47 protein-coding genes are annotated in these 26,197 nt (G+C 50.7%); 40 read left to right on the top strand and 7 right to left on the bottom strand.

Annotated features, from left to right (window positions below):
- From VSR74_RS22550 to bfr, 3 genes are all read left to right on the top strand, one after another.
- Window positions 1-166, top strand: a 166-nt coding sequence (locus VSR74_RS22550; protein WP_445829202.1) for an EF-Tu C-terminal domain-related protein, incomplete at its 5' end; no start/stop codon positions are given.
- Window positions 167-344: 178 nt separating this feature from the next.
- Window positions 345-539 carry a bacterioferritin-associated ferredoxin gene (gene bfd, locus VSR74_RS22555; RefSeq protein ID WP_347796756.1) on the top strand — a complete coding sequence of 65 codons (195 nt, stop codon included), beginning with the start codon at window positions 345-347 and terminating at the stop codon, window positions 537-539.
- A gap of 71 nt (window positions 540-610) precedes the next feature.
- On the top strand, window positions 611-1,087 hold the full coding sequence (bfr, locus tag VSR74_RS22560; protein WP_347796757.1) for a bacterioferritin: 477 nt from the start codon (window positions 611-613) through the stop codon (window positions 1,085-1,087).
- Here bfr and VSR74_RS22565 read toward each other — a convergent pair.
- Window positions 1,084-1,548 carry a prepilin peptidase gene (locus VSR74_RS22565; protein ID WP_347796758.1) on the bottom strand — a complete coding sequence of 155 codons (465 nt, stop codon included), beginning with the start codon at window positions 1,546-1,548 and terminating at the stop codon, window positions 1,084-1,086. The genes bfr and VSR74_RS22565 overlap by 4 nt on opposite strands.
- Window positions 1,549-1,923: 375 nt before the next feature.
- Between VSR74_RS22565 and rpsJ the strand changes: the two genes are divergently transcribed.
- The 31 genes from rpsJ to VSR74_RS22720 all read left to right on the top strand — a co-directional run bounded on the left by rpsJ (window position 1,924) and on the right by VSR74_RS22720 (window position 16,750).
- Window positions 1,924-2,235: a 30S ribosomal protein S10 gene (rpsJ, locus tag VSR74_RS22570; RefSeq protein ID WP_001181005.1), complete on the top strand. Its 312-nt coding sequence runs from the start codon at window positions 1,924-1,926 to the stop codon at window positions 2,233-2,235.
- 32 nt (window positions 2,236-2,267) lie between these two features.
- Window positions 2,268-2,897: a 50S ribosomal protein L3 gene (rplC, locus tag VSR74_RS22575; RefSeq protein WP_017460069.1), complete on the top strand. Its 630-nt coding sequence runs from the start codon at window positions 2,268-2,270 to the stop codon at window positions 2,895-2,897.
- A 10-nt stretch (window positions 2,898-2,907) separates the two neighbouring features.
- Window positions 2,908-3,513 carry a 50S ribosomal protein L4 gene (gene rplD, locus VSR74_RS22580; protein WP_000424395.1) on the top strand — a complete coding sequence of 202 codons (606 nt, stop codon included), beginning with the start codon at window positions 2,908-2,910 and terminating at the stop codon, window positions 3,511-3,513.
- The gene (gene rplW / locus VSR74_RS22585; protein WP_000617546.1) at window positions 3,510-3,812 is read left to right on the top strand and encodes a 50S ribosomal protein L23; all 303 of its coding nucleotides are present in this window, start codon (window positions 3,510-3,512) and stop codon (window positions 3,810-3,812) included. The genes rplD and rplW overlap by 4 nt, the downstream gene beginning before the upstream one ends.
- Window positions 3,813-3,829: 17 nt before the next feature.
- Complete coding sequence (gene rplB, locus VSR74_RS22590) at window positions 3,830-4,651, top strand: 50S ribosomal protein L2 (RefSeq protein WP_015962739.1); 822 nt, start codon at window positions 3,830-3,832, stop codon at window positions 4,649-4,651.
- Window positions 4,652-4,667: 16 nt separating this feature from the next.
- Window positions 4,668-4,946, top strand: a complete 279-nt coding sequence (gene rpsS, locus VSR74_RS22595) for a 30S ribosomal protein S19 (protein WP_001138117.1) — start codon at window positions 4,668-4,670, stop codon at window positions 4,944-4,946.
- 14 nt (window positions 4,947-4,960) lie between these two features.
- Window positions 4,961-5,293 (top strand): 50S ribosomal protein L22, encoded by a 333-nt coding sequence (gene rplV, locus VSR74_RS22600; protein ID WP_002919773.1) that lies wholly within the window; start codon window positions 4,961-4,963, stop codon window positions 5,291-5,293.
- A 17-nt stretch (window positions 5,294-5,310) separates the two neighbouring features.
- Window positions 5,311-6,009: a 30S ribosomal protein S3 gene (gene rpsC / locus VSR74_RS22605; RefSeq protein WP_006817277.1), complete on the top strand. Its 699-nt coding sequence runs from the start codon at window positions 5,311-5,313 to the stop codon at window positions 6,007-6,009.
- A gap of 12 nt (window positions 6,010-6,021) precedes the next feature.
- Window positions 6,022-6,432, top strand: a complete 411-nt coding sequence (gene rplP, locus VSR74_RS22610; protein ID WP_002919759.1) for a 50S ribosomal protein L16 — start codon at window positions 6,022-6,024, stop codon at window positions 6,430-6,432.
- Entirely contained in the window at window positions 6,432-6,623 is a 192-nt protein-coding gene (rpmC, locus tag VSR74_RS22615; protein WP_015962740.1) for a 50S ribosomal protein L29, read from the top strand. Before rplP ends, rpmC begins: the two co-directional genes overlap by 1 nt.
- Window positions 6,623-6,877 (top strand): 30S ribosomal protein S17, encoded by a 255-nt coding sequence (gene rpsQ / locus VSR74_RS22620; RefSeq protein WP_015962741.1) that lies wholly within the window; start codon window positions 6,623-6,625, stop codon window positions 6,875-6,877. Before rpmC ends, rpsQ begins: the two co-directional genes overlap by 1 nt.
- Window positions 6,878-7,043: 166 nt before the next feature.
- Window positions 7,044-7,415, top strand: coding sequence for a 50S ribosomal protein L14 (gene rplN, locus VSR74_RS22625; RefSeq protein ID WP_000613954.1), 372 nt, complete (start codon window positions 7,044-7,046; stop codon window positions 7,413-7,415).
- Between the two features lie 10 nt (window positions 7,416-7,425).
- Window positions 7,426-7,740, top strand: coding sequence for a 50S ribosomal protein L24 (gene rplX / locus VSR74_RS22630; protein WP_015962742.1), 315 nt, complete (start codon window positions 7,426-7,428; stop codon window positions 7,738-7,740).
- Window positions 7,741-7,754: 14 nt separating this feature from the next.
- Window positions 7,755-8,294, top strand: coding sequence for a 50S ribosomal protein L5 (rplE, locus tag VSR74_RS22635; RefSeq protein ID WP_023479410.1), 540 nt, complete (start codon window positions 7,755-7,757; stop codon window positions 8,292-8,294).
- A 10-nt stretch (window positions 8,295-8,304) separates the two neighbouring features.
- Window positions 8,305-8,610 carry a 30S ribosomal protein S14 gene (gene rpsN / locus VSR74_RS22640; RefSeq protein WP_003863291.1) on the top strand — a complete coding sequence of 102 codons (306 nt, stop codon included), beginning with the start codon at window positions 8,305-8,307 and terminating at the stop codon, window positions 8,608-8,610.
- A gap of 30 nt (window positions 8,611-8,640) precedes the next feature.
- Window positions 8,641-9,033, top strand: coding sequence for a 30S ribosomal protein S8 (gene rpsH / locus VSR74_RS22645; protein WP_003031127.1), 393 nt, complete (start codon window positions 8,641-8,643; stop codon window positions 9,031-9,033).
- 12 nt (window positions 9,034-9,045) lie between these two features.
- Window positions 9,046-9,579, top strand: coding sequence for a 50S ribosomal protein L6 (gene rplF, locus VSR74_RS22650; RefSeq protein WP_012135817.1), 534 nt, complete (start codon window positions 9,046-9,048; stop codon window positions 9,577-9,579).
- A 9-nt stretch (window positions 9,580-9,588) separates the two neighbouring features.
- Window positions 9,589-9,942, top strand: a complete 354-nt coding sequence (gene rplR, locus VSR74_RS22655; protein WP_006817270.1) for a 50S ribosomal protein L18 — start codon at window positions 9,589-9,591, stop codon at window positions 9,940-9,942.
- A gap of 14 nt (window positions 9,943-9,956) precedes the next feature.
- Window positions 9,957-10,460: a 30S ribosomal protein S5 gene (gene rpsE, locus VSR74_RS22660; RefSeq protein ID WP_015962744.1), complete on the top strand. Its 504-nt coding sequence runs from the start codon at window positions 9,957-9,959 to the stop codon at window positions 10,458-10,460.
- Between the two features lie 3 nt (window positions 10,461-10,463).
- Window positions 10,464-10,643, top strand: a complete 180-nt coding sequence (gene rpmD, locus VSR74_RS22665) for a 50S ribosomal protein L30 (RefSeq protein WP_001140434.1) — start codon at window positions 10,464-10,466, stop codon at window positions 10,641-10,643.
- A gap of 3 nt (window positions 10,644-10,646) precedes the next feature.
- The gene (rplO, locus tag VSR74_RS22670; protein ID WP_347796759.1) at window positions 10,647-11,081 is read left to right on the top strand and encodes a 50S ribosomal protein L15; all 435 of its coding nucleotides are present in this window, start codon (window positions 10,647-10,649) and stop codon (window positions 11,079-11,081) included.
- A gap of 7 nt (window positions 11,082-11,088) precedes the next feature.
- A complete protein-coding gene (gene secY, locus VSR74_RS22675; RefSeq protein ID WP_015962746.1) occupies window positions 11,089-12,420 on the top strand; it encodes a preprotein translocase subunit SecY in 1,332 nt (443 codons plus the stop codon).
- 31 nt (window positions 12,421-12,451) lie between these two features.
- A complete protein-coding gene (rpmJ, locus tag VSR74_RS22680; RefSeq protein WP_000868187.1) occupies window positions 12,452-12,568 on the top strand; it encodes a 50S ribosomal protein L36 in 117 nt (38 codons plus the stop codon).
- A 146-nt stretch (window positions 12,569-12,714) separates the two neighbouring features.
- A complete protein-coding gene (gene rpsM, locus VSR74_RS22685; protein WP_347796760.1) occupies window positions 12,715-13,071 on the top strand; it encodes a 30S ribosomal protein S13 in 357 nt (118 codons plus the stop codon).
- A gap of 16 nt (window positions 13,072-13,087) precedes the next feature.
- The gene (gene rpsK / locus VSR74_RS22690) at window positions 13,088-13,477 is read left to right on the top strand and encodes a 30S ribosomal protein S11 (protein ID WP_002919257.1); all 390 of its coding nucleotides are present in this window, start codon (window positions 13,088-13,090) and stop codon (window positions 13,475-13,477) included.
- A 33-nt stretch (window positions 13,478-13,510) separates the two neighbouring features.
- A complete protein-coding gene (gene rpsD, locus VSR74_RS22695) occupies window positions 13,511-14,131 on the top strand; it encodes a 30S ribosomal protein S4 (RefSeq protein WP_002919224.1) in 621 nt (206 codons plus the stop codon).
- A gap of 25 nt (window positions 14,132-14,156) precedes the next feature.
- Entirely contained in the window at window positions 14,157-15,146 is a 990-nt protein-coding gene (locus VSR74_RS22700; RefSeq protein WP_015962747.1) for a DNA-directed RNA polymerase subunit alpha, read from the top strand.
- Between the two features lie 40 nt (window positions 15,147-15,186).
- On the top strand, window positions 15,187-15,570 hold the full coding sequence (gene rplQ / locus VSR74_RS22705) for a 50S ribosomal protein L17 (protein WP_001216368.1): 384 nt from the start codon (window positions 15,187-15,189) through the stop codon (window positions 15,568-15,570).
- Window positions 15,571-15,676: 106 nt separating this feature from the next.
- Window positions 15,677-16,045, top strand: a complete 369-nt coding sequence (locus tag VSR74_RS22710) for a DnaJ family domain-containing protein (protein WP_347796761.1) — start codon at window positions 15,677-15,679, stop codon at window positions 16,043-16,045.
- A 6-nt stretch (window positions 16,046-16,051) separates the two neighbouring features.
- Window positions 16,052-16,477 carry a Zn(2+)-responsive transcriptional regulator gene (gene zntR / locus VSR74_RS22715; protein WP_276224738.1) on the top strand — a complete coding sequence of 142 codons (426 nt, stop codon included), beginning with the start codon at window positions 16,052-16,054 and terminating at the stop codon, window positions 16,475-16,477.
- Window positions 16,478-16,534: 57 nt separating this feature from the next.
- Window positions 16,535-16,750: an alternative ribosome-rescue factor A gene (locus tag VSR74_RS22720; RefSeq protein WP_015962750.1), complete on the top strand. Its 216-nt coding sequence runs from the start codon at window positions 16,535-16,537 to the stop codon at window positions 16,748-16,750.
- Here VSR74_RS22720 and mscL read toward each other — a convergent pair whose 3' ends face one another.
- From mscL to def, 5 genes are all read right to left on the bottom strand, one after another.
- Window positions 16,751-17,161 (bottom strand): large-conductance mechanosensitive channel protein MscL, encoded by a 411-nt coding sequence (mscL, locus tag VSR74_RS22725; RefSeq protein ID WP_347796762.1) that lies wholly within the window; start codon window positions 17,159-17,161, stop codon window positions 16,751-16,753. It lies immediately after the preceding gene.
- A gap of 144 nt (window positions 17,162-17,305) precedes the next feature.
- A complete protein-coding gene (gene trkA / locus VSR74_RS22730) occupies window positions 17,306-18,682 on the bottom strand; it encodes a Trk system potassium transporter TrkA (RefSeq protein WP_347796763.1) in 1,377 nt (458 codons plus the stop codon).
- A 21-nt stretch (window positions 18,683-18,703) separates the two neighbouring features.
- Entirely contained in the window at window positions 18,704-19,993 is a 1,290-nt protein-coding gene (gene rsmB, locus VSR74_RS22735) for a 16S rRNA (cytosine(967)-C(5))-methyltransferase RsmB (protein ID WP_347796764.1), read from the bottom strand.
- Between the two features lie 54 nt (window positions 19,994-20,047).
- The gene (gene fmt / locus VSR74_RS22740) at window positions 20,048-20,995 is read right to left on the bottom strand and encodes a methionyl-tRNA formyltransferase (protein WP_347796765.1); all 948 of its coding nucleotides are present in this window, start codon (window positions 20,993-20,995) and stop codon (window positions 20,048-20,050) included.
- A gap of 14 nt (window positions 20,996-21,009) precedes the next feature.
- Window positions 21,010-21,519 carry a peptide deformylase gene (def, locus tag VSR74_RS22745; RefSeq protein WP_347796766.1) on the bottom strand — a complete coding sequence of 170 codons (510 nt, stop codon included), beginning with the start codon at window positions 21,517-21,519 and terminating at the stop codon, window positions 21,010-21,012.
- Between the two features lie 129 nt (window positions 21,520-21,648).
- On the opposite strand from def, the gene dprA reads away from it, so the two are divergent.
- From dprA to VSR74_RS22775, 6 genes are read left to right on the top strand one after another with little or no spacing between them, the layout of a single operon-like run.
- Complete coding sequence (dprA, locus tag VSR74_RS22750; protein WP_347796767.1) at window positions 21,649-22,773, top strand: DNA-protecting protein DprA; 1,125 nt, start codon at window positions 21,649-21,651, stop codon at window positions 22,771-22,773.
- On the top strand, window positions 22,745-23,218 hold the full coding sequence (gene smg / locus VSR74_RS22755) for a DUF494 family protein Smg (protein ID WP_015962757.1): 474 nt from the start codon (window positions 22,745-22,747) through the stop codon (window positions 23,216-23,218). Before dprA ends, smg begins: the two co-directional genes overlap by 29 nt.
- 27 nt (window positions 23,219-23,245) lie before the next feature.
- Window positions 23,246-23,788, top strand: coding sequence for a DNA topoisomerase family protein (locus VSR74_RS22760; RefSeq protein ID WP_347796768.1), 543 nt, complete (start codon window positions 23,246-23,248; stop codon window positions 23,786-23,788).
- A 4-nt stretch (window positions 23,789-23,792) separates the two neighbouring features.
- The gene (gene tsaC / locus VSR74_RS22765) at window positions 23,793-24,365 is read left to right on the top strand and encodes an L-threonylcarbamoyladenylate synthase type 1 TsaC (RefSeq protein WP_347796769.1); all 573 of its coding nucleotides are present in this window, start codon (window positions 23,793-23,795) and stop codon (window positions 24,363-24,365) included.
- 3 nt (window positions 24,366-24,368) lie between these two features.
- Window positions 24,369-25,187, top strand: a complete 819-nt coding sequence (aroE, locus tag VSR74_RS22770; protein ID WP_347796770.1) for a shikimate dehydrogenase — start codon at window positions 24,369-24,371, stop codon at window positions 25,185-25,187.
- On the top strand, window positions 25,184-25,441 hold the full coding sequence (locus VSR74_RS22775) for a DUF1488 family protein (protein ID WP_347796771.1): 258 nt from the start codon (window positions 25,184-25,186) through the stop codon (window positions 25,439-25,441). Before aroE ends, VSR74_RS22775 begins: the two co-directional genes overlap by 4 nt.
- Here VSR74_RS22775 and VSR74_RS22780 read toward each other — a convergent pair.
- Window positions 25,417-25,971 (bottom strand): gamma carbonic anhydrase family protein, encoded by a 555-nt coding sequence (locus VSR74_RS22780; RefSeq protein ID WP_347796772.1) that lies wholly within the window; start codon window positions 25,969-25,971, stop codon window positions 25,417-25,419. The genes VSR74_RS22775 and VSR74_RS22780 overlap by 25 nt on opposite strands.
- Window positions 25,972-26,197: the final 226 nt, after the last annotated feature.

The raw sequence follows: 26,197 nt of genomic DNA on the forward strand, positions 1-26,197 counted from the left end.
TACCATCGAACTGCCGGAAGGCGTAGAGATGGTAATGCCGGGCGACAACATCAAAATGGTTGTTACCCTGATCCACCCGATCGCGATGGACGACGGTCTGCGTTTCGCAATCCGTGAAGGCGGCCGTACCGTTGGTGCGGGCGTTGTTGCTAAAGTAATGAGCTAATTATTTAATAATTAGTTTTGAGCTTAAAAAGGGCGCTTCGGCGCCCTTTTTGCTTTTTTAATTTCGCTGTTTAACGCTTTTATTTAAAAATGCGCACCCGCTGCGTCATTTGTCATCTACTATTGTAATCATAACTATTCTCATTTACACTCTGTTCATAAATTAAGCGGGAGTCACTATGTACGTTTGTTTGTGTAACGGTGTAAGCGATAAAAAAATTCGCCAGGCAGTTCGCCAGTTTCATCCTCAATCTTTCCAGCAATTGCGCAAATTCATACCCGTGGGAAATCAATGCGGTAAGTGTGTTCGTGCGGCCCGCGAAGTGATGGAAGACGAATTAATGCAGATGCCGGAATATCAGGAAATCGCCTGAGCCTGATTCTTTTTTTGACATCCCTGTAGCCCGTTCTACGCTTCAATAAGTGGAAGCGGAGGGACTACATAATGAAAGGTGATGTTAAGGTTATAAATTATCTCAATAAATTATTGGGAAACGAGCTTGTCGCGATAAACCAATACTTTCTCCATGCGAGAATGTTCAAAAACTGGGGCCTGATGCGCCTCAATGATATTGAGTATCATGAATCTATCGATGAGATGAAACACGCTGACAAGTATATTGAGCGAATTTTGTTTCTCGAAGGAATACCAAACCTTCAGGATCTCGGCAAACTGCAAATTGGCGAAGATGTCGAAGAGATGCTGCAATCGGATCTCCGCCTTGAGCTTGAAGGTGCGAAGGATCTTCGTGAGGCGATTGCTTACGCCGATAGCGTTCATGACTTCGTCAGCCGCGATATGCTTATCAATATTTTGAGTGAAGAAGAGCACCATATCGACTGGCTGGAAACTGAACTGGATCTGATTGGAAAAATTGGCCTGCAAAATTATCTGCAGTCGCAAATCAAAGTCGAAGACTAAGCTACTTTTAGCCCGAACATGATGAAACCCGCTGCGGCCAGAAATGGGCCGAAGGACAGCGGGTTTTTTATGGCCAGCCGTTCATGCCGATGGCGTACTGACAGGCCGATAAAGATCAGGGCCAGCAATGAGGCCGTGAGTATCAGATTGGGAAGTACCTGCCAGCCGTGCCAGGCACCCAATGCGGCAAGCAATTTAACATCGCCATAGCCCAACCCTTCACGATGGCGAATGCCCCGATATCCCCAGTAAATCAGCGCAAAAGTAGCGTATCCTCCGATAGCTCCCCATAACGATAGGGATAATCGTGCAGGGTAAAGGCACAGATGATACAACACGCCACCCCACAGGAGCGGGCAGGTTAGTCGGTCAGGCAGCAGACCTGTCCGCCAGTCATGCCAGCTAAGCGCCAGTGTTAATAGCGTGTAGAAAATGAAGAAGGGCAGGGGAGCATAATCCATACTCACCTCCGGTAAGTTGTCCAGCCCACGAGTGTGGCGAAGGCGTGTTCCAGGTGCAAAAGGCAAAAAACAGCGCTGCGAGCTGCTTTCCGGTATTTCTTACGTGATGACACCTTTTACAGTGCAGGATGCGGGCAGCAACGCAAATCGTCATGACTAATTTCTAAACACCCCTTGCTTCACGCTGGTATTTGCGTATAATGCGCGGGCTTGTCTAATATTGACAGCGGTTCGATATGAACCCGATGGCGCTCTTTGGTCATCAACAATGTTCCCAATCGGGGAACTACGTAAGAACGGTTACACTCTCCCATCAATCGTAATGGGTATGAGGAGTAATCATTTCGTCTATAAAATAATTGGAGCTCTGGTCTCATGCAGAACCAAAGAATCCGTATCCGCCTTAAAGCGTTTGATCATCGTCTGATCGATCAATCAACCGCGGAAATCGTCGAGACTGCCAAGCGCACTGGTGCGCAGGTTCGCGGTCCGATCCCGCTGCCGACCCGCAAAGAGCGCTTTACCGTTCTGATCTCTCCGCACGTTAACAAAGACGCGCGCGATCAGTACGAAATTCGCACTCACAAGCGTCTGGTTGACATCGTTGAGCCAACCGAGAAAACCGTTGATGCTCTGATGCGTCTGGACCTGGCTGCCGGTGTAGACGTGCAGATCAGCCTGGGTTAATCAGGTCATCGAGCGATTGAGAGGTTGATACAATGATTGGTTTAGTCGGTAAAAAAGTGGGTATGACCCGCATCTTCACTGAAGATGGCGTCTCTATCCCAGTAACCGTAATCGAAGTTGAAGCAAACCGTGTTACTCAGGTTAAAGACCTGGCTAACGATGGCTATCGTGCTATTCAGGTTACCACCGGTGCTAAAAAAGCAAACCGTGTAACCAAGCCGGAAGCTGGCCATTTCGCTAAAGCTGGCGTAGAAGCTGGCCGCGGCCTGTGGGAGTTCCGTCTGGCAGATGGTGAAGAGTTCACCGTTGGTCAGGACATCAGCGTAGAACTGTTTGCTGAAGTTAAAAAAGTTGACGTAACCGGTACCTCTAAAGGTAAAGGTTTTGCTGGTACCGTTAAGCGCTGGAACTTCCGTACCCAGGACGCTACTCACGGTAACTCCTTGTCTCACCGCGTTCCGGGTTCTATCGGTCAGAACCAGACTCCGGGCAAAGTGTTCAAAGGCAAGAAAATGGCAGGTCAACTGGGTAACGAACGTGTAACCGTTCAGAGCCTGGACGTAGTACGTGTTGACGCTGAGCGCAACCTGCTGCTGGTAAAAGGTGCAGTTCCGGGTGCAACCGGTAGCGACCTGATCGTTAAACCAGCTGTGAAGGCGTAAGGGGATAGCAATGGAATTAGTATTGAAAGACGCGCAGAGCGCGCTGACTGTTTCCGAAACTACCTTCGGTCGTGATTTCAACGAAGCGCTGGTTCACCAGGTTGTTGTTGCTTATGCAGCTGGTGCTCGTCAGGGTACTCGTGCTCAGAAGACTCGTGCTGAAGTAACTGGTTCCGGTAAAAAACCGTGGCGCCAGAAAGGTACCGGCCGTGCGCGTTCAGGTTCTATCAAGAGCCCGATCTGGCGTTCTGGTGGCGTGACCTTCGCTGCTCGTCCGCAGGACCACAGTCAAAAAGTTAACAAAAAGATGTACCGCGGCGCGCTGAAAAGCATTCTGTCCGAACTGGTACGTCAGGATCGTCTGATCGTTGTCGAGAAGTTCTCTGTAGAAGCGCCTAAAACTAAGCTGCTGGCTCAGAAACTGAAAGACATGGCTCTGGAAGATGTGCTGATCATCACCGGTGAGCTGGACGAGAATCTGTTCCTCGCAGCACGTAACCTGCACAAGGTTGACGTTCGCGATGCAACGGGTATCGACCCGGTTAGCCTGATCGCCTTCGACAAAGTCGTAATGACTGCTGATGCTGTTAAGCAAGTTGAGGAGATGCTGGCATGATTCGTGAAGAACGTCTGCTGAAGGTGCTGCGCGCACCGCACGTTTCTGAAAAAGCGTCTACTGCGATGGAAAAAACTAACACCATCGTTCTCAAAGTTGCTAAAGACGCGACCAAAGCAGAAATCAAAGCTGCTGTGCAGAAACTGTTTGAAGTCGAAGTCGAAGTCGTTAACACCCTGGTAGTTAAAGGGAAAGTTAAACGTCACGGACAGCGTATCGGTCGTCGTAGCGACTGGAAAAAAGCTTACGTCACCCTGAAAGAAGGCCAGAATCTGGACTTCGTTGGCGGCGCTGAGTAAGTCGGAGGAGTAATACAATGGCAGTTGTTAAATGTAAACCGACATCTCCGGGTCGTCGCCACGTAGTTAAAGTGGTTAACCCTGAGCTGCACAAGGGCAAACCTTTTGCTCCGTTGCTGGAAAAAAACAGCAAATCCGGTGGTCGTAACAACAATGGCCGTATCACCACTCGTCACATCGGTGGTGGCCATAAGCAGGCTTATCGTATTGTTGACTTCAAACGCAACAAAGACGGTATCCCGGCAACAGTTGAACGTCTTGAGTACGATCCGAACCGCTCCGCGAACATCGCGCTGGTTCTGTACAAAGACGGCGAACGCCGTTACATCCTGGCCCCTAAAGGCCTGAAAGCTGGCGACCAGATTCAATCTGGCGTTGATGCTGCAATCAAAGCAGGCAACACCCTGCCGATGCGCAATATCCCGGTTGGTTCTACCGTTCATAACGTAGAAATGAAACCAGGTAAAGGCGGTCAGTTGGCACGTTCCGCTGGTACTTACGTTCAGATCGTTGCTCGCGATGGTGCTTATGTCACCCTGCGTCTGCGTTCTGGTGAAATGCGTAAAGTCGAAGCAGACTGCCGCGCTACTCTGGGCGAAGTTGGCAATGCTGAGCATATGCTGCGCGTTCTGGGTAAAGCAGGTGCTGCACGCTGGCGTGGTGTTCGTCCTACCGTTCGCGGTACTGCGATGAACCCAGTCGATCACCCACATGGTGGTGGTGAAGGTCGTAACTTTGGTAAGCACCCGGTTTCCCCGTGGGGCCTGCAGACCAAAGGTAAGAAGACCCGCAGCAACAAGCGTACTGATAAATTCATCGTACGTCGCCGTAGCAAATAATTTTAGAGGATAAGCCATGCCACGTTCTCTCAAGAAAGGTCCTTTTATTGACCTGCACTTGCTGAAGAAGGTAGAGAAAGCGGTGGAAAGCGGAGACAAGAAGCCCCTGCGCACTTGGTCCCGTCGTTCAACGATCTTTCCTAACATGATCGGTTTGACCATCGCTGTCCATAATGGTCGTCAGCACGTTCCAGTATTTGTAACCGACGAAATGGTTGGTCACAAACTGGGTGAATTCGCACCGACTCGTACTTATCGCGGCCACGCTGCTGATAAAAAAGCGAAGAAGAAATAAGGTAGGAGGAAGAGATGGAAACTTTAGCTCAACATCGCCATGCTCGTTCTTCTGCTCAGAAGGTTCGCCTTGTTGCTGACCTGATTCGCGGTAAGAAAGTGTCGCAGGCCCTGGATATTCTGACCTACACCAATAAGAAAGCGGCTGTACTGGTCAAGAAAGTACTGGAATCTGCCATTGCTAACGCTGAACACAACGATGGCGCTGACATTGACGATCTGAAAGTTGCGAAAATTTTCGTAGACGAAGGCCCGAGCATGAAGCGCATTATGCCGCGTGCAAAAGGTCGTGCAGATCGCATCCTGAAGCGCACCAGCCACATTACTGTGGTTGTGTCCGATCGCTGAGACTCTGGAGACTAGCAATGGGTCAGAAAGTACATCCTAATGGTATTCGCCTGGGTATTGTCAAACCATGGAACTCTACCTGGTTCGCGAACACCAAAGAATTCGCTGACAACCTGGACAGCGATTTTAAAGTACGTCAGTACCTGACGAAGGAACTGGCAAAAGCGTCCGTATCTCGTATCGTTATCGAGCGTCCGGCTAAGAGCATCCGTGTGACTATTCACACTGCTCGCCCGGGTATCGTTATCGGTAAGAAAGGCGAAGACGTAGAAAAACTGCGCAAGGTCGTAGCGGATATCGCTGGCGTTCCTGCTCAGATCAATATCGCCGAAGTTCGTAAGCCTGAACTGGACGCTAAATTGGTTGCTGACAGCATCACTTCTCAGCTGGAACGTCGCGTTATGTTCCGTCGTGCTATGAAGCGTGCTGTACAGAACGCAATGCGTCTGGGCGCTAAAGGTATCAAAGTTGAAGTTAGCGGCCGTCTGGGCGGCGCGGAAATCGCACGTACCGAATGGTACCGCGAAGGTCGCGTACCGCTGCACACTCTGCGTGCTGACATCGACTACAACACCTCTGAAGCGCACACCACTTACGGTGTAATCGGCGTTAAGGTATGGATCTTCAAAGGTGAGATCCTGGGTGGTATGGCTGCTGTTGAACAACCGGAACCGGCTGCTCAACCTAAAAAGCAGCAGCGTAAAGGCCGTAAATAAGGAGCGTCGCTGATGTTACAACCAAAGCGTACAAAATTCCGTAAAGTGCACAAAGGCCGTAACCGCGGTCTGGCGCAGGGTACGGATGTTAGCTTCGGCACTTTCGGTCTGAAAGCTGTTGGCCGTGGTCGTCTGACTGCACGTCAGATCGAAGCAGCACGTCGTGCTATGACCCGTGCAGTGAAGCGTCAAGGTAAAATCTGGATCCGTGTATTCCCGGACAAACCGATTACCGAGAAGCCTCTTGAAGTTCGTATGGGTAAAGGTAAAGGTAACGTGGAGTATTGGGTTGCCTTGATTCAGCCGGGCAAAGTCCTGTATGAAATGGACGGTGTACCGGAAGAGCTGGCCCGTGAAGCATTCGGCCTCGCAGCCGCGAAACTGCCGATCAAAACCACCTTTGTAACTAAGACGGTGATGTAATGAAAGCAAAAGAGCTGCGTGAAAAAAGCGTTGAAGATCTGAACGCTGAGCTGCTGAACTTGCTGCGTGAGCAGTTCAACCTGCGCATGCAGGCTGCAAGTGGCCAGCTGCAACAGACTCATCTGCTGAAGCAAGTGCGTCGTGATGTTGCACGTGTTAAGACTTTACTGACTCAGAAGGCGGGTGCGTAATGACCGATAAAATCCGTACTCTGCAAGGTCGCGTCGTTAGCGCGAAAATGGAGAAATCCATTGTTGTTGCTATCGAACGTTTTGTGAAACACCCGATCTACGGTAAATTCATCAAACGTACGACCAAACTGCACGTACATGACGAGAACAACGAATGCGGTACCGGTGACGTGGTTGAAATCCGCGAATGCCGTCCGCTGTCCAAGACTAAGTCCTGGACGCTGGTTCGCGTTGTAGAGAAAGCGGTTCTGTAATACAGTACTCGTTCTCGATACGAATAAACGGCTCAGCGATGGGCCGTTTATTTTTTCTACCCATATCTTGAGAGTGGTGTTATAATGCCGCGCCCTCGATATATGGGGCTTTTTAATGGCCTGATTTTCGGGTCTCAGTAGTAGTTGACATTAGCGGAGCACTAAAATGATCCAAGAACAGACTATGCTGAACGTCGCCGACAACTCCGGTGCACGTCGCGTAATGTGTATCAAGGTTCTGGGTGGCTCGCACCGTCGCTACGCAGGCGTAGGCGACATCATCAAGATCACCATCAAGGAAGCAATTCCGCGTGGTAAGGTCAAAAAAGGTGATGTGCTGAAGGCGGTAGTGGTGCGCACCAAGAAGGGTGTTCGTCGCCCGGACGGTTCTGTCATTCGCTTCGATGGTAATGCATGCGTTATTTTAAACAATAACAGCGAGCAGCCCATCGGTACGCGTATTTTTGGGCCGGTAACTCGTGAACTTCGTAACGAGAAGTTCATGAAAATTATCTCTCTGGCACCAGAAGTACTCTAAGGAGCGAATCATGGCAGCGAAGATCCGTCGTGATGACGAAGTTATCGTGTTAACCGGTAAAGATAAAGGTAAACGCGGTAAAGTAAAAAATGTCCTGTCTTCCGGCAAGGTCATTGTTGAAGGTATCAACCTGGTTAAGAAACATCAGAAGCCGGTTCCGGCCCTGAACCAACCAGGCGGCATTGTAGAGAAAGAAGCAGCTATTCAGATCTCTAACATTGCTATCTTCAATGCGGCAACCGGCAAGGCCGACCGTGTAGGCTTTAGATTCGAAGACGGCAAAAAAGTCCGTTTCTTCAAGTCTAACAGCGAAACTATCAAGTAATTTGGAGTAGTACGATGGCGAAACTGCATGATTACTACAAAGACGAAGTAGTTAACAAACTCATGACTGAGTTTAGCTACAATTCTGTCATGCAAGTCCCTCGGGTCGAGAAGATCACCCTGAACATGGGTGTTGGTGAAGCGATCGCTGACAAGAAACTGCTGGATAACGCAGCAGCCGATCTGGCAGCAATCTCCGGTCAAAAACCGCTGATCACCAAAGCACGCAAATCAGTTGCAGGCTTCAAAATCCGTCAGGGCTATCCGATCGGCTGTAAAGTAACTCTGCGTGGCGAACGCATGTGGGAGTTCTTTGAGCGCCTGATCACTATTGCTGTACCGCGTATCCGTGACTTCCGTGGCCTGTCCGCTAAGTCATTCGATGGTCGTGGTAACTACAGCATGGGTGTCCGTGAGCAGATCATCTTCCCAGAAATCGACTACGATAAAGTCGACCGCGTGCGTGGTTTGGATATTACCATTACCACTACTGCGAAATCTGACGAAGAAGGCCGTGCTCTGCTGGCTGCCTTTGACTTCCCGTTCCGCAAGTAAGGGTTACTGAATGGCTAAGCAATCAATGAAAGCACGCGAAGTAAAACGCGTGGCTTTAGCTGATAAATTCTTCGCTAAACGCGCTGAACTGAAAGCAATCATCTCTGATGTGAACGCATCCGACGAAGATCGTTGGAACGCTGTTCTGAAGCTGCAGAGTCTGCCGCGTGATTCCAGCCCGTCTCGTCAGCGTAACCGCTGCCGTCAAACAGGTCGTCCGCATGGTTATGTGGGCAAGTTCGGGTTGAGCCGTATTAAGCTTCGTGAAGCCGCTATGCGCGGTGAAGTACCAGGCTTGAAAAAGGCTAGCTGGTAATTACCAATTGAATCACGGGAGTAAAGACAGATGAGCATGCAAGATCCGATCGCGGATATGCTGACCCGTATCCGTAACGGTCAGGCCGCGAACAAAGCTGCGGTCACCATGCCTTCCTCCAAGCTGAAAGTGGCAATTGCCAACGTGCTGAAGGAAGAAGGTTTTATTGAAGATTTTAAAGTTGAAGGCGACACCAAGCCGGAACTGGAACTTACTCTTAAGTATTTCCAGGGTAAAGCTGTTGTAGAAAGCATTCAGCGTGTCAGCCGCCCAGGTCTGCGCATCTACAAACGTAAAGATGAGCTGCCGAAGGTAATGGCCGGCATGGGTATCGCAGTTGTTTCTACCTCTAAAGGTGTTATGACTGATCGTGCAGCGCGCCAGGCTGGTCTTGGTGGCGAAATTATCTGCTACGTAGCCTAATCGGAGGAAAAAATGTCTCGTGTTGCTAAAGCACCGGTCGTTGTTCCTGCCGGCGTTGATGTAAAAATCAACGGTCAGGTTATTACGATCAAAGGTAAAAACGGCGAGCTGACTCGTACTCTCAACGATGCTGTTGAAGTTAAACATGCAGATAATGCTCTGACCTTCGGTCCGCGTGATGGTTACGTAGACGGATGGGCTCAGGCTGGTACCGCGCGTGCCCTGCTGAACTCAATGGTTATCGGTGTTACCGAAGGCTTCACTAAGAAGCTACAGCTGGTTGGTGTAGGTTATCGTGCAGCGGTTAAAGGGAATGTAGTAAACCTGTCTTTAGGTTTCTCTCACCCGGTTGACCATCAGCTGCCTGCGGGAATCACTGCTGAATGTCCGACTCAAACTGAAATCGTGCTGAAAGGCGCTGATAAGCAGGTGATCGGTCAGGTTGCAGCAGATCTGCGCGCCTACCGTCGTCCTGAGCCTTATAAAGGCAAGGGTGTTCGTTACGCCGACGAAGTCGTGCGTACCAAAGAGGCTAAGAAGAAGTAAGGTAACACTATGGATAAGAAATCTGCTCGTATCCGTCGTGCGACCCGCGCACGCCGCAAGCTCCAGGAGCTGGGTGCAACTCGCCTGGTGGTACATCGTACCCCGCGTCATATTTACGCACAGGTAATTGCACCGAACGGTTCCGAAGTTCTGGTAGCTGCTTCTACTGTAGAAAAAGCTATCTCTGAACAACTGAAGTACACCGGTAACAAAGACGCGGCTGCAGCTGTGGGTAAAGCTGTTGCTGAACGCGCTCTGGAAAAAGGCATCAAAGATGTATCCTTTGACCGTTCCGGGTTCCAATATCATGGTCGTGTCCAGGCACTGGCAGATGCTGCCCGTGAAGCTGGCCTTCAGTTCTAAGGTAGAGGTGTAAGATGGCTCACATCGAAAAACAAGCTGGCGAACTGCAGGAAAAGCTGATCGCGGTAAACCGCGTATCTAAAACCGTTAAAGGTGGTCGTATTTTCTCCTTCACAGCTCTGACTGTAGTAGGCGATGGTAACGGTCGCGTAGGTTTTGGTTACGGTAAAGCGCGTGAAGTTCCAGCAGCGATCCAGAAAGCGATGGAAAAAGCCCGTCGCAATATGATTAACGTCGCGCTGAATACCGGCACCCTGCAGCACCCAGTTAAGGGTACTCACACAGGTTCTCGTGTATTCATGCAGCCGGCTTCCGAAGGTACCGGTATCATCGCCGGTGGTGCAATGCGCGCCGTTCTGGAAGTCGCTGGAGTTCGTAACGTTCTGGCTAAAGCGTATGGTTCCACCAACCCGATTAACGTGGTTCGTGCAACTATCGATGGTCTGGAAAATATGAAATCTCCGGAAATGGTCGCTGCCAAGCGTGGTAAATCCGTTGAAGAAATTCTGGGGAAATAAACCATGGCAAAGACTATTAAAATTACTCAAACCCGCAGTGCAATCGGTCGTCTGCCGAAACACAAGGCAACGCTGCTTGGCCTGGGTCTGCGTCGTATTGGTCACACCGTAGAACGCGAGGATACTCCTGCTGTTCGTGGTATGGTCAACGCGGTTTCCTTCATGGTTAAAGTTGAGGAGTAAGAGATGCGTTTAAATACTCTGTCTCCGGCCGAAGGCTCTAAAAAGGCGGGTCGCCGTCTGGGTCGTGGTATCGGTTCTGGCCTCGGTAAAACCGGCGGTCGTGGTCACAAAGGTCAGAAGTCTCGTTCTGGCGGTGGCGTACGTCGTGGTTTCGAGGGTGGTCAGATGCCTCTGTACCGTCGTCTGCCGAAATTCGGCTTCACTTCTCGCAAAGCAGCGATTACAGCGGAAATCCGTCTGTCTGACCTGGCGAAAGTGGAAGGCGGTATTGTAGACCTGAACACGCTGAAAGCAGCTAACATTATCGGTATCCAGATCGAGTTCGCGAAAGTGATCCTGGCTGGTGAAGTCACTACTCCGGTAACTGTTCGTGGCCTGCGTGTTACTAAAGGCGCTCGTGCTGCTATCGAAGCTGCTGGCGGTAAAATCGAGGAATAAGTAGCAGATGGCTAAACAACCGGGATTAGATTTTCAAAGTGCCAAAGGTGGCTTAGGCGAGCTGAAACGCAGACTGCTGTTTGTTATCGGCGCGCTGATTGTGTTCCGTATTGGCTCTTTCATTCCGATCCCTGGTATTGATGCCGCTGTACTTGCCAAACTGCTTGAGCAACAGCGAGGCACCATCATTGAGATGTTTAACATGTTCTCTGGTGGTGCTCTCAGCCGTGCTTCTATCTTTGCCCTGGGTATCATGCCGTATATTTCGGCATCGATTATTATCCAGTTGCTGACGGTGGTTCACCCAACGTTGGCAGAAATTAAGAAAGAAGGGGAGTCTGGTCGTCGTAAGATCAGCCAGTACACCCGTTACGGTACTCTGGTGCTGGCTATATTCCAGTCGATCGGTATTGCTACCGGTCTGCCGAATATGCCTGGTATGCAGGGCCTGGTTATTAACCCAGGCTTTGCATTCTATTTCACCGCTGTTGTAAGTCTGGTTACAGGGACAATGTTCCTGATGTGGCTCGGCGAACAGATTACTGAGCGTGGTATCGGTAACGGTATCTCAATCATTATCTTCGCTGGTATCGTTGCGGGACTCCCGCCAGCCATTGCCCATACTATCGAGCAAGCGCGTCAAGGCGACCTGCACTTCCTCCTGTTGCTGTTGGTTGCAGTATTAGTATTTGCAGTGACGTTCTTTGTTGTATTTGTTGAGCGTGGTCAACGCCGCATTGTGGTAAACTACGCCAAACGTCAACAGGGTCGTCGTGTCTATGCTGCACAGAGCACACATTTACCGCTGAAAGTGAATATGGCAGGGGTAATCCCGGCAATCTTCGCTTCCAGTATTATTCTGTTCCCGGCGACCATCGCGTCATGGTTCGGGGGCGGGACTGGTTGGAACTGGCTGACAACAATTTCGCTGTATTTGCAGCCTGGGCAACCGCTTTATGTGTTACTCTATGCGTCTGCGATCATCTTCTTCTGTTTCTTCTACACGGCGTTGGTTTTCAACCCGCGTGAAACAGCAGATAACCTGAAGAAGTCCGGTGCATTTGTACCAGGAATTCGTCCGGGAGAGCAAACGGCGAAGTATATCGATAAAGTAATGACCCGCCTGACCCTGGTTGGTGCGTTGTATATTACCTTTATCTGCCTGATCCCGGAGTTCATGCGTGATGCGATGAAAGTGCCGTTCTACTTCGGTGGAACCTCGCTGCTTATCGTTGTTGTCGTGATTATGGACTTTATGGCTCAAGTGCAAACTCTGATGATGTCTAGTCAGTACGAGTCTGCATTGAAGAAGGCGAACCTGAAAGGCTACGGCCGATAATTGGTCGCCCGAGAAGTTACGGAGAGTAAAAATGAAAGTTCGTGCTTCCGTCAAGAAATTATGCCGTAACTGCAAAATCGTTAAGCGTGATGGTGTCATCCGTGTGATTTGCAGTGCCGAGCCGAAGCATAAACAGCGCCAAGGCTGATTTATTCGCATATTTTTCTTGCAAAGTTGGGTTGAGCTGGCTAGATTAGCCAGCCAATCTTTTGTATGTCTGTACGTTTCCATTTGAGTATCCTGAAAACGGGCTTTTCAGCATGGTGCGTACATATTAAATAGTAGGAGTGCATAGTGGCCCGTATAGCAGGCATTAACATTCCTGATCAAAAACATGCCGTGATCGCATTAACTTCGATCTTCGGCGTCGGCAAAACCCGTTCCAAGGCTATTTTAGCTGCGGCGGGCATCGCTGAAAGTGTTAAGATCAGTGAGCTGTCTGAAGAACAAATCGACACGCTGCGTGACGAAGTTGCCAAATTTGTCGTTGAAGGTGATCTGCGCCGTGAAATCAGCATGAGCATCAAGCGCCTGATGGATCTTGGTTGCTATCGCGGTTTGCGTCATCGTCGTGGTCTCCCGGTTCGCGGTCAGCGTACCAAGACCAACGCACGTACCCGTAAGGGTCCGCGCAAACCGATCAAGAAATAATCGGGGTGATTGAATAATGGCAAAGGCACCAATTCGTGCACGTAAACGTGTAAGAAAACAAGTCTCTGACGGCGTGGCTCATATCCATGCTTCTTTCAACAACACCATCGTGACTATTACCGATCGTCAGGGTAATGCGCTGGGTTGGGCAACAGCCGGTGGTTCCGGTTTCCGTGGTTCTCGCAAATCCACTCCGTTCGCAGCTCAGGTTGCGGCAGAGCGTTGCGCAGAAGCCGTAAAAGAATACGGCATCAAGAATCTGGAAGTTATGGTCAAAGGTCCGGGTCCGGGTCGCGAATCTACTATTCGTGCTCTGAACGCCGCTGGTTTCCGCATCACTAACATTACTGATGTGACTCCGATCCCTCATAACGGTTGTCGTCCGCCGAAAAAACGTCGCGTATAACGCTACGTTTTCCAGGTTAGTTGGAGAAAGAAAATGGCAAGATATTTGGGTCCTAAGCTCAAGCTGAGCCGTCGTGAGGGCACCGACTTATTCCTTAAGTCTGGCGTTCGCGCGATCGATACCAAGTGTAAAATTGAACAAGCTCCTGGCCAGCACGGTGCGCGTAAACCGCGTCTGTCTGACTATGGTGTGCAGTTGCGTGAGAAGCAGAAAGTTCGCCGTATGTACGGTGTGCTGGAGCGTCAGTTCCGTAACTACTATAAAGAAGCAGCACGTCTGAAAGGCAACACCGGTGAAAACCTGTTGGCTCTGCTGGAAGGTCGTCTGGACAACGTTGTATACCGTATGGGCTTCGGCGCTACTCGTGCAGAAGCACGCCAGTTAGTTAGCCATAAAGCAATCATGGTAAACGGTCGTGTTGTTAACATCGCTTCTTATCAGGTTAAAGCGAATGACGTTGTTAGCATCCGTGAGAAAGCGAAAAAGCAATCTCGCGTGAAAGCCGCTCTTGAGCTGGCTGAACAGCGTGAAAAGCCAACCTGGCTGGAAGTTGATGCTGGCAAGATGGAAGGCACGTTCAAGCGTCAGCCTGAGCGTTCTGATCTGTCTGCGGACATTAACGAACACCTGATCGTCGAGCTTTACTCCAAGTAAAGCTTAGTACCAAAGAGAGGACACAATGCAGGGTTCTGTGACAGAGTTTCTAAAACCGCGCCTGGTAGATATCGAGCAAGTGAGTTCGACGCACGCCAAGGTGACCCTTGAGCCTTTAGAGCGTGGCTTTGGCCATACTCTGGGTAACGCACTGCGCCGTATTCTGCTCTCATCGATGCCGGGTTGCGCGGTGACCGAGGTTGAGATTGATGGTGTACTTCATGAGTACAGCACCAAAGAAGGCGTTCAGGAAGATATCCTGGAAATCCTGCTCAACCTGAAAGGGCTGGCGGTGAGAGTTCAGGGTAAAGATGAAGTTATTCTTACCTTGAATAAATCTGGCATTGGCCCTGTGACCGCAGCCGATATCACCCACGACGGTGATGTCGAAATCGTCAAGCCGCAGCACGTGATCTGCCACCTGACCGATGAGAACGCAGCTATTAGCATGCGTATCAAAGTTCAGCGCGGTCGCGGTTATGTGCCGGCTTCTTCCCGAATTCATTCGGAAGAAGATGAGCGCCCGATCGGCCGTCTGTTGGTCGACGCCTGCTACAGCCCTGTAGAGCGTATTGCCTACAATGTTGAAGCAGCGCGTGTAGAACAGCGTACCGACCTGGACAAGCTGGTCATCGAAATGGAAACCAATGGCACAATCGATCCTGAAGAGGCGATTCGTCGTGCGGCAACCATCCTGGCTGAACAACTGGAAGCTTTTGTTGACTTACGTGATGTACGTCAGCCAGAAGTTAAAGAAGAGAAACCAGAATTCGATCCGATCCTGCTGCGCCCTGTTGACGATCTGGAATTGACTGTCCGCTCTGCTAACTGCCTTAAGGCAGAAGCTATCCACTATATCGGTGATCTGGTACAGCGTACCGAGGTTGAGCTTCTTAAGACGCCTAACCTGGGTAAAAAATCTCTTACCGAGATTAAAGACGTGCTGGCTTCACGTGGTTTGTCTCTGGGCATGCGCCTGGAAAACTGGCCACCGGCAAGCATTGCTGACGAGTAACCGGATCACAGGTTAAGGTTTTACTGAGAAGGATAAGGTCATGCGCCATCGTAAGAGTGGTCGTCAACTGAACCGCAACAGCAGCCATCGCCAGGCTATGTTCCGCAACATGGCAGGTTCACTGGTTCGTCATGAAATCATCAAGACGACCCTGCCTAAAGCGAAAGAACTGCGTCGCGTAGTTGAGCCGCTGATTACTCTTGCCAAGACTGATAGCGTTGCTAATCGTCGTCTGGCATTCGCCCGTACTCGTGATAACGAGATCGTGGCAAAACTGTTTAACGAACTGGGCCCGCGTTTCGCGAGCCGTGCCGGTGGTTACACTCGCATTCTGAAGTGTGGCTTCCGTGCAGGCGACAACGCGCCGATGGCTTACATCGAGCTGGTTGATCGTTCAGAGAAAGCAGAAGCTGCTGCAGAGTAATCTGCAGTAACGTAAAAAAACCCGCTTCGGCGGGTTTTTTTATATCTCCCCTTCCCCCATCTCTCTACAATAGTTGTATCCCTTTTGCTCATTCCGGAGTGCTGTCATGTGGTTAATCGACCTGTGGGCAGAGCGTCACATTGCTGATGCTCAGCGTAACGGTGAGTTCGATAATTTACCCGGGCAGGGCGAGCCTTTGATGCTGGACGACGATTCGGCTGTACCTGAAGCGCTACGCTCAGGTTATCGCTTGTTGAAGAACGCGGGCTGTTTGCCACCAGAGCTTGAGCTACGCAAAGAAGCAATGGCGTTGGTTGATTTGCTGAAAGGCATTCACAAGGAAGACGAACGCTATCAGGAATTAAGTCGTCGACTCGCATTGATGGAACTGAAATTGCGCCAGGCCGGCATAAGTACCGATTTTCTGCGTGGTGAATACGCAGAAAAATTGATGAATCGGTTTAATGAGGAGTAACCATCCATGTATCGCATTGGTGAACTGGCAAAACTGGCAGGCGTGACGCCCGATACCATCCGCTACTATGAAAAGCAGCAGATGATGGATCATGAAGTTCGTACCGAAGGCGGATTCCGCCTGTATACCGGAACCGATCTTCAGCGCCTGAAGTTTATTCGCTATGCTCGCCAACTGGGTTTTACCCTTGAAGCAATCCGCGAGTTGCTCTCGATTCGCGTTGACCCTGAACATCACACCTGCCAGGAATCCAAGAGTATTGTCCAGGCGCGCCTCAGCGAAGTTGAGTCACGTATTGAAGAGTTACAATCAATGCAACGGTCGCTTAAGAAACTGAATGATGCCTGCTGTGGAACCGCGCATAGCAGCGTTTATTGTTCTATCCTTGAGACGCTGGAGCAGGGGGCGGATAACAATATTAAAGGCTGTTGAATTTATCACCGTTCGGATCTACACTTGCGCCGTATTATTACCCATCAGGAGAAAATGATGAGCCGCTATCAACATACCAAAGGGCAGATTAACGATAACGCCATTGAGGCACTACTGCATGACCCGCTGTTCAGACAGCGCGTTGAGAAGAATAAAAAAGGGAAAGGAAGTTATCTGCGTAAAACTAAACATGCAAAACGGGGTAACTGGGAGGCCAGTGGCAAACAAGCGAATCGCTTCTTTACCACTGGCCTTCTGCTTTTAGCGGCGTGATTAAGAACGGTTATTCTGTTCTTTCAGCAAGTCGCGGATTTCAGAAAGCAGCACTTCTTCTTTCGTCGGGGTTGGATCGGCCGCCGGCTCTTCTTTCTTACGGTTCAGTTTGTTAATCAGTTTGATTGCCATAAAGATAGCGAACGCGACGATCACAAAATCGAAGACATTCTGAATGAACACGCCGTAGTGCATTACGACGGCGGGAACATCTCCCTGCGCATCGCGTAGCGTTACCGCAAACTGTTTAAAGTCGATCCCACCAATTAATAGTCCCAACGGCGGCATAATAATATCGGCTACTAATGACGATACAATCTTACCGAACGCCGCACCAATAATGACACCCACCGCCAAATCAACCACGTTTCCGCGCATTGCGAATTCGCGAAACTCTTTAATAATGCTCATGTTATTCTCCTTGTGCTCGCTGACGTTTATAAGTTTAACAAATGTTTATGTATTTGCCATTATTAACAATAATTCAGTGGCGCAAATTTATCCTTGAATAATAAAGGGTTAATAAAAAAGCGTTCCGAAGAACGCCTTTTGTCATTACAGGAAGAATGGACTTGGCTGGAACAATCGTTCGACGTCGGTAATAAATTTTTTATCCGTCAGGAACATAATTACGTGGTCGCCCTGTTCAATACGTAAATTATCGTTGGCAATCATGACATCGTTACCACGTACAATGGCGCCGATAATCGTACCCGGGGGTAGTTTTATTTCGTCAATTACCCGACCAACTACGCGCGATGTGCTTTCGTCACCATGGGCAACCGCTTCGATAGCTTCGGCTACCCCACGACGCAAGGAAGATACACCGACAATATCCGCTTTGCGCACGTGGCTTAGCAGCGCAGAGATAGTCGCCTGTTGCGGTGAGATAGCGATGTCGATCACGCTGCCCTGCACCAGATCAACATAGGCGCGGCGCTGAATTAGCACCATCACTTTTTTCGCCCCCATACGCTTGGCCAGCATGGCGGACATGATATTCGCTTCGTCATCATTAGTTACTGCGATGAACAGATCCACTTGATCGATATGCTCTTCTGCCAGTAGCTCTTGATCCGATGCATCGCCAAAGAAGACGATCGTATTTTGCAGTTTTTCTGCCAGCTCGGCTGCGCGCTGTTGATCGCGTTCGATCAACTTCACGCTGTAGTCTTTCTCCAGCCGATGCGCCAACCCGGCGCCGATGTTACCACCGCCAACCAGCATGATGCGCTTATAGGGTTTTTCCAGGCGCTGGAGCTCGCTCATCACCGCACGAATATGCTGTGATGCGGCAATAAAGAAGACTTCATCACCGGCTTCAACAATGGTGGAACCCTGCGGGCGGATAGGCGTGTCGTGGCGAAATATGGCCGCTACGCGCGTATCAATATGTGGCATATGGTCACGCATCGTGGAGAGCGCATTCCCGACTAATGGGCCGCCGTAATAAGCTTTCACCACTGCAAGGCTCACTTTGCCTTCGGCAAAGTTAACTACCTGCAACGCGCCAGGGTATTCGATTAGGCGGTAGATACTATCGATGACCAGTTGCTCAGGTGCAATAAGGTGGTCGATAGGTACGGCGTCGGTGTTAAAGAGTTTCTCCGCATCACGCACATAATCTGGAGAACGAATACGGGCGATGCGGTTCGGCGTATTAAACAGAGAGTAAGCAACCTGGCAGGCCACCATATTCGTTTCGTCGGAACTGGTGACAGCGACCAGCATATCGGCATCGTCGGCACCTGCTTCTCGTAGCACTCGTGGATGAGAGCCATGACCCTGCACGACGCGCAGGTCAAACTTGTCCTGCAACCCGCGCAGACGCTCGCTATTGGTATCAACAATAGTGATGTCGTTATTCTCTCCGACCAGGTTTTCGGCCAGTGTTCCGCCAACCTGACCTGCGCCCAGAATGATAATTTTCATCAGTCGCGACCTGTTATCTCATCATTTTTTGATTAGCTTAGCGTAAAAGAAACCATCACCTTCTTCCGCACCTGGTAAATTCTGCTTGCCTGGGTGCTCTGGTGTACCTGTTTCACTCAGTACGGCATCAGGTGTGCGTTGCAGAAAAGCTGCAATTTGCTGTGTATTTTCTTCCGGCAGAATAGAACAGGTAGCGTAAACCAACGTACCACCCGGTTTAAGATGCGCCCAGGTCGCGTTTAGAATTTCTGCCTGCAATTGTGCTAATTCCGCAATGTCGCGATCGCGGCGTAACCACTTAATGTCAGGGTGACGGCGAATTACGCCAGTTGCGGAGCACGGCGCGTCAAGAAGAATACGATCGAACTGCTGGTTGCCACACCACTGGTCAGGGAAGCGGCCATCGCCCTGTTTCACCGTGGCCTTCATACCCAGGCGTTTCAGGTTGTCATAGACCCGTGACAGGCGTTTTTCGTCAACATCAACGGCCATGACATCAGCATTTGGGGCAACTTCCAGAATATGGGTCGTTTTACCGCCAGGTGCTGCGCAAAGATCGAGGATCTGTTCGCCATTGTTCGGCTGCAGCCAGGTCATACATCCCTGTGCTGAAGCATCCTGAACTGTCACCCAGCCTTCATCGAAGCCAGGTAATGTGTGAACTGGTGCCGGGGTTTCCAGGCGCACAGCGTCAGGATAATCGTTATGCGGAAAGCCGGTTAACCCTCCATCTGCCAACATTGCCAGCCATGCGTCCCGGGTATGATGAGTACGATTAACGCGCAGCCACATGGGGGGGCGCTGGTTATTAGCTTCAAGGATGGTTTCCCATTGCTGTGGATATGCTTTTTTAATGCGTTTTATCAGCCACGCCGGGTGCAAATAACGAGCCTCGCTGCGAGCAAATTCGGCAAGTAACTCTTCTTGCTGGCGCTGAAACTGACGCAGTACGCCATTGACCAGTCCTTTCAACTGAGGGCGTTTTACCGCCACTGCGCCTTCAACGGTCTCCGCCAGCGCCGCATGGGCAGGGATTCGCGTATGCAGTAACTGATAGAAGCCGACCATAATCAGGTAGTGAATGGTGCGCTGTTTACCCGCCATCGGGCGCGACATCAGCTTATTGATGAGCCAGTCCAGTTGGGAAAGCGTGCGAAGCACGCCGAAACACAGCTCTTGCAGCAGTGCTTTGTCTTTATCAGAAACTTTTTGCTGCATCGCAGGCAGGACATTGCTTAATGATTGTCCCTGCTCAACGACTTGCTCGACGGCCTGAGCCGCCAGACTGCGTAAATTAGTATTTTTTTTCATAACCGCAAAAATAAAAATGCCCGGCGACACCGGGCTTAAAAAAGAGAGTAGCCGTCAGATAAGACGGTTTCCGGGAGTAAACCACTCCCGGCGTGAATTTAGCAGATCCTGCACGCCCATCGCTTTCTTACCTGCGGGTTGTAAGGAGAGCAGGTTAAGGATCCCCTCACCGGTGGCGACCTGAATCCCCTGGCGAGTAGCCTCGAGGATTGTTCCAGGTTCTGCCGATGTTGGCGTATTGATAACTGAAGCCTGCCAAATTTTCACCGGCTGCTCGTCAATGACGATATAGCTCATCGGCCACGGGTTAAAAGCGCGAATGCAACGTTCGAGTTGCGCTGCACTCAATGACCAGTCAACACGTGCTTCTTCTTTGCTGAGCTTCTCGGCGTAGGTCACCCGCGTTTCATCCTGTACTTCAGGTTTTGCTGTACCCGCCGCAAGCTGAGTAAGTGTATCCAGCATCCCTTGAGGCCCCAGTTCGGCCAGCTTATCGTAAAGGCTGCCGCTGGTATCCTCGGCGGTGATAGGGCAGGAAAGCTTATACAGCATATCGCCCGTATCAAGGCCTACATCCATCTGCATAATGGTAACACCCGTCTCGGTGTCGCCAGCCCATAAGGAACGCTGGATCGGTGCGGCGCCGCGCCAGCGCGGCAGCAGTGAACCGTGGACGTTAATACAGCCGAGACGCGGCATACCCAGAACGGATTTTGGCAGGATTAACCCATAGGCAACCACAACCATCACGTCAGCCTGTAAATCAGCGACCAGCTTTTGGTTTTCTTCGGGACGTAGCGAGACAGGCTGAAATACCGGCACGCCTTTCTCTTCAGCCAGTACTTTTACCGGGCTCGGCATCAGTTTTTTGCCACGACCTGCCGGGCGGTCAGGCTGAGTAAATACGCCTACCACCTGATGTTCAGACGACAACAGCGCGTCAAGGTGACGCGCTGCAAAATCGGGCGTACCCGCAAAGATGATACGTAGTGAATCAGACACGTTGATCCTTATCCTTAGGCACGCGCGTTCAGGCGATCCAGTTTCTCGACTTTCTGGCGAATACGTTGCTGTTTCAGCGGAGACAGGTAATCGATAAACAGTTTACCGACTAAGTGATCCATTTCGTGTTGGATACAGATGGCCAGCAGGCCGTCAGCTTCCAGTTCGAATGCTTTACCGTTACGGTCGAGCGCACGGATTTTTACCTGTTCAGCGCGGGGAACCAGCGCACGCTGTTCCGGAATCGACAGGCAACCTTCTTCAATGCCGGTATCGCCGTGTTTCTCCAGCAGCTCCGGATTAATCAGCACCAGTTGCTCATCGCGATTCTCTGAAACATCAATCACGATAATACGCTGATGGATATCCACTTGCGTCGCTGCCAGACCAATACCTTCTTCGGCGTACATCGTCTCGAACATATCATCGACGATACGCTGAATTTCTGCATTTACTTCTTCAACCGGTTTCGCGACTTTGCGAAGACGATCGTCCGGAATATGTAACACTTGCAAAACTGCCATAAATCTCCAGAGTTCTGTTCAGGAGTTGGAAAGAATATTACCTCTATTCTAGACAAAACCCCCTCTAATTGACAGCATCAGTGACCAATCGCAAAGATTGCTGCTGCCGCTTGTGGCAAGGGGAAAAGGATGTCATTGACCGAGATATGGCTTCGTCTGATAAAAGTTAACGATCTCTACGGCGACCGAATGCAAAACATCGCTGACGCCCTGATGAATGAGGCAACGGTGACGCTGAAAAACCTGCGAGATGTCGGACTAACCGCAAAGCAGGCGGCGCGATTTTTTTCCGTGACTGAGCAAGAGGTTGCGGAAGGCCAGCACTGGCTTTCGCAGCCTGAAAATCATTTACTTCTTGCGGATTCCCCTCTCTATCCTCATGCACTCCGCGCTATCAGTGACTATCCAACTGCGCTTTTTGTTCGTGGAAATTTATCGCTTCTCAGTTCTTATCAACTGGCCGTGGTTGGCAGTCGAAACATCTCCTGGTACGGCGAGCGTTGGGGTAGCGCGTTTTGCGAGGTTTTAGCGCAGCGAGAAGTAACGATAACCAGCGGGCTTGCAATTGGTGTCGATGCGGTGGCGCATCGCAGCGCCTTACGTGTGGCCGGGAAAACCATCGCTGTATTGGGAAGTGGTTTAAACCACATCTACCCACATCGTCACCGTCAACTGGCCGAAGATATCGTGGCGTCTGGCGGGGCGCTGGTATCTGAGTTCCCTCTCTCAATGACGCCGTTTCCGCACAATTTTCCGCGTCGTAATCGTATTATCAGTGGGCTCAGCCGAGGCGTACTGGTGGTTGAAGCGGCATTGAAAAGCGGCTCACTGGTCACGGCTCGTTGCGCGCTGGAGCAGGGGCGGGATGTGTACGCTATCCCTGGCCCTTTGGGTAGCCCCGGTTCAGAAGGGCCGCACTGGTTGATACAGCAAGGCGCCATAATGGTCACGACGCCTGATGATATTCTTGAAAACAGGCCAATTGAGCTTTTTCAGCACTCAGATGCGCAGGATACGTCAAAATATTCAACAGATCAGGATTCTGTAGCATTGCCATTTCCCGAGCTCCTGGCTAACGTAGGAGATGAGGTAACACCTGTTGACGTCGTCGCTGAACGTGCCGGCCAACCTGTGCCAGTGACCGTGGCTCAGCTACTCGAACTGGAGTTAGCAGGATGGATCGCAGCTGTACCCGGCGGCTATGTCCGATTAAGGAGGGCATGCCATGTTCGACGTACTACTGTACTTGTTTGAAACTTACATCCATAACGAAGCTGAAATGCGCGTGGATCAGGATAAACTGACACGCGATCTCACCGAGGCAGGTTTTGAACGTGAGGACATTTTCAACGCGTTGATGTGGCTGGAGAAGCTCGCTGATTATCAGGAAGGGCTTGTTGAACCGATGCAGTTGGCTTCCGATCCGCTTTCTGTCCGCATCTTTACGGCGGAAGAGAGCCAGAGACTGGATGCCAGTTGTCGGGGATTCTTGTTATTCCTGGAACAGATTCAGGTGCTAAACCTCGAAACGCGAGAAATGGTGATTGAACGCGTGATGGCTCTGGATACCGCAGAGTTTGAACTGGAAGATCTCAAATGGGTGATTCTGATGGTGTTGTTCAATCTTCCGGGGTGTGAAAACGCGTATCAACAAATGGAAGAATTACTCTTCGACGTGAATGAAGGTATGCTGCACTAATTCCATTGTGCAACAGCAAGAGTTGTTATGGCCAAATCAGCACTCTTTACAGTGCGTAAAAATGAGCCCTGCCCACAATGCGGGGCTGAACTGGTAATACGGTCCGGCAAGCACGGGCCGTTTCTAGGTTGTTCCCATTATCCAGATTGTGATTATGTCCGTCCCCTGAAGAGTCAGGCGGATGGACATATTGTCAAAATGCTGGAGGGGCAGTTATGCCCCGAATGTGGGGCTGAACTGGCGCTTCGTCAGGGACGCTTCGGTATGTTTATCGGCTGTAGCCAGTACCCCGCCTGTGAGCATACCGAACTTATCGACAAACCTGATGAAACGGCTATCGCCTGCCCGCAGTGCCAGCAAGGGCATCTGGTTCAGCGCCGTTCACGTTATGGAAAAACGTTTCACTCCTGCGATCGCTATCCGGAATGCCAGTTTGTCCTTAATTTCACACCCGTCGCGGGTGAGTGTCCTGAGTGCCATTACCCGCTGCTCATCGAAAAGAAAACGGCGCACGGTCTTAAACGCTATTGCGCCAGTAAACAATGTGGAAAGCCGATTCCGGCGGAATAAATCAGTGAATAATAACCTGCCATCAGAGGGCGTACAGCGTGCGGTTGTCGCTCTGAAGAATAAAGAAGTCATCGCTTACCCAACTGAAGCCGTGTTTGGCGTAGGTTGTGATCCTGACAGTGAAATTGCTGTGCATCGCCTGCTGGAACTTAAACAACGACCGGTCGAAAAAGGTCTGATCCTGATTGCGGCGAGCTTCGAGCAACTGAAACCTTATATAGATGATACTGCTTTAACATCGACGCAGCGTGAGGCGGTTTTTGCCTGCTGGCCTGGCCCGGTGACTTTTGTGTTCCCGGCAAAAAATACAACGCCGTCCTGGCTGACTGGCCGCTTTGATTCTCTCGCTGTGCGTGTGACTGACCACCCCGTGGTCATCGAATTGTGTAATGTGTACGGCAAACCACTGGTCTCAACCAGCGCGAATCTCAGCGGGCAGCCACCTTGCCGTACCACAGAGGAAGTGCGTCAGCAGTTTGGTCGCGAATTTCCGGTGGTGGACGCACTGACCGGTGGTCGGCTCAACCCATCTGAAATCCGTGATGCCCTGACGGGCGAACTTTTCCGCCAGGGGTAACTCATGGAAACCTACGCCGTTTTTGGCAATCCGATTGTTCACAGCAAATCACCATTTATTCATCAGCAGTTTGCACAGCAATTAACGATCTCTCATCCTTATGGACGCGTGCTGGCACCGCTGAATGATTTTGTGAATACGCTGAACGCTTTCTTCGCAGAAGGTGGAAAAGGTGCCAACATCACGGTTCCTTTTAAAGAAGAAGCCTTTGCGAGGGCTGATGAGTTGACTGAACGCGCTGCACTGGCTGGTGCAGTCAACACGCTTAAGCGGCTTGATGATGGTCGCCTATTGGGCGACAACACTGATGGGATCGGTTTGTTGAGCGATCTGGAACGTCTCTCCTTTATTCGACCAGGGCTACGTATTCTGCTGCTGGGGGCGGGAGGTGCGACGCGTGGTGTTTTGCTGCCGTTACTTTCGATGGATTGTGCCGTGACGATTGCCAACCGCACGGCTTCACGTGCCGAAGAACTGGCTCAGCTATTTGCTCATACGGGCAGCGTTAAAGCACGAGCGTTAGATGCGCTTGAAGGGCATGAATTTGATTTGATCATTAATGCCACATCAAGTGGGATTAATGGTGATATTCCCGCGATCCCGGCTTCGCTGATCCATCCTTCTCTTTATTGCTACGATATGTTCTATCAGAAAGGGGATACGCCGTTCCTCACCTGGTGTCGGCAGCATGGGGCCAAACAGTGCGTCGATGGACTGGGCATGCTGGTGGGGCAGGCTGCGCACTCGGTATTGTTGTGGCATGGCGTACTTCCGGAGATAGAACCGGTTATTGAATTGATGAAGCGGGAGTTGAGCGCGTGAATCAGGCTATTCAATTCCCGGATCGCGAGCATTGGGATGAACGTCAAAGTGCAGTCTGTTTTCCTGCGTTGGTACACGGCATGCAGTTAACGTGTGCCATTAGTGGCGAAACGATTGCCGCCCGTTTTGGTGGGGAAACGTCGCGGCAATGGCTGGAACTGTTCCTGGAAAATCGCTGGGATCTGGAAGAAGAAGCCAGCGAGCTTATCCGCAATCAGCAAGAAGATAATCAGGGGTGGGTCTGGTTATCCTGATTCAGATAGTCATCTTTCCATTTTACATAGTTGTTGGCTGAATATTTCAACCCTTCCAGTTCAGACTCTTTTAATGGGCGGATCTGTTTAACCGGGCTGCCCAGATAAAGATAGCCACTTTCCAGGCGCTTATGCTGTGGCACAAGACTGCCCGCACCAATCATCACATCATCTTCAACCACCACGCCATCCAGCAGAATCGACCCCATCCCGACCAGAACCCGATTGCCCACGGTGCAGCCGTGTAGCATCACTTTGTGCCCAACCGTTACGTCGTCGCCAATGACGAGTGGATTACCGCCCGGGTTATGCGCCGATTTATGGGTCACGTGGAGAACGCTACCGTCCTGGATATTGCTGCGCGAGCCAATCTGGACATAATTAACATCGCCACGAATAGCGACCAGCGGCCAGATACTGACATCATCGCCAATACGAACGTCGCCAATCACTACGCTGGTGGGATCAATCAGTACGCGTGCGCCTATGGCTGGGAAAAGATCTTTATAGTGGCGTAAGTCTGCGGCCATGATTACCTCTTGAAAACGATCACTTAGGGAAGTAGAGGATCATTATTGCCCTGATTTCACGGTTTCTCATCTCAAAATTTAAGCGAATTGCGCAGTTACAGCGCAAAAAGTTTGAAAAAACAGCAGTCGGAAAAAAAGATCCAAAAAGCCCTTGTGCTGAGAAGCAAACTCCCTATAATGCGCCTCCATCGACACGGCGGATGTGAATCACTTCACACAAACAGCC

The organism is Pseudocitrobacter cyperus (assembly GCF_039889165.1).
Taxonomy (GTDB): domain Bacteria; phylum Pseudomonadota; class Gammaproteobacteria; order Enterobacterales; family Enterobacteriaceae; genus Pseudocitrobacter; species Pseudocitrobacter cyperus.